The sequence below is a fragment of the Rhizobacter sp. P2_H2 genome, assembly GCF_056403375.1.
This window is the reverse complement of record NZ_JBFUFP010001350.1, coordinates 1-1,249: the sequence shown is the minus strand read 5'-3', so window position 1 is coordinate 1,249 and position 1,249 is coordinate 1. Positions and strand designations below refer to the sequence as shown.

The 1,249-nt window shown below is 70.4% G+C and carries 2 protein-coding genes; both read left to right on the top strand.

Annotated features, from left to right (window positions below):
* A partial coding sequence (locus AC1D15_RS32995) for a nucleoside monophosphate kinase (RefSeq protein ID WP_477829387.1) occupies nucleotides 1–391 on the top strand: 391 nt, incomplete at its 5' end.
* Nucleotides 392–411: 20 nt separating this feature from the next.
* On the top strand, nucleotides 412–1,170 hold the full coding sequence (locus tag AC1D15_RS32990) for a 3-hydroxyacyl-CoA dehydrogenase (protein ID WP_477829386.1): 759 nt from the start codon (nucleotides 412–414) through the stop codon (nucleotides 1,168–1,170).
* Nucleotides 1,171–1,249 lie beyond the last annotated feature (79 nt).

Here is a 1,249-nt window from a genome sequence, read left to right as displayed (position 1 = left end):
CACCATCCCGCAGGCCGACGCGATGAAGGCCGCCGGCGTCAAGCTCGACTTCGTGCTCGAGATCGACGTGCCCGATGCGTCGATCATCGAGCGCATCAGCGGCCGCCGCGTGCACCCGGCCTCGGGCCGCAGCTACCACCTGAAGTTCAACCCGCCGAAGACCGCGGGCCGCGACGACGTGACCGGCGACGAGCTGATCCAGCGCGACGACGACAAGGAAGAGACCGTCAAGAAGCGCCTCGACGTCTACCAGAAGCAGACGCGCCCGCTGGTCGAGTACTACTCCAGCTGGGCCGCGGCCGGCGACGCCGTGGCACCCAGGTACCGCAAGATCTCCGGCACCGGCACGGTCGAGGAGATCACTGCGCGCGCGCTGGCCGCGCTTCAGTAAGAAGACGAGGGAGAGGCGCCATGGACATCGCAGGCAAGGTCTTCATCGTGACCGGCGGGGCCTCGGGCCTCGGCGAAGGCACGGCGCGCATGCTCGCGGCCGCGGGCGGCAAGGTCGTCATCGCCGACCTGCAGGCCGACAAGGGCGAGGCGGTCGCGAAGGAACTGGGCGGCGTCTTCGTGCGCTGCGACGTGAGCCAGGAGGCCGACGGCCAGGCGGTCRTCGCCGCGGCGGTGGCGGCCGGCAAGCTGATGGGCCTCGTCAACTGCGCCGGGATCGCACCGGCCGTCAAGACGGTCGGCAAGGACGGCGCACACCCGCTCGCGGTGTTCTCGAAGACCGTGACGGTCAACCTGGTCGGCAGCTTCAACATGATCCGCCTCGCCGCCGAGGCGATGAGCCGCAACGCGCCCGAGCCCACCGGCGAGCGTGGCGTGCTGATCTCGACCGCCAGCGTGGCAGCGTATGACGGGCAGATCGGCCAGGCAGCCTATGCCGCGTCGAAGGGCGGCATCGTCGGCATGACGCTGCCGATCGCGCGCGACCTGGCCCGCAACGGCATCCGCAACATGACGATCGCGCCGGGCATCTTCGGCACGCCGATGCTGTTCGGCATGCCGCAGGAGGTGCAGGACGCACTGGCCGCCGGCGTGCCCTTCCCGAGCCGCCTCGGCACGCCCGCGGACTACGCGAAGCTCGTGCACCAGATCATCACGAACGAGATGCTGAACGGCGAGGTGATCCGCCTCGACGGCGCAATCCGCCTGGCACCGAAATAGAGCCCCCCAGTCGCTTCGCTCCTGCCCCCGAGGGGCGCCTCCCGGCGGCCCGGCAGAGCCGGTTCCGCGGGAGTTGCTT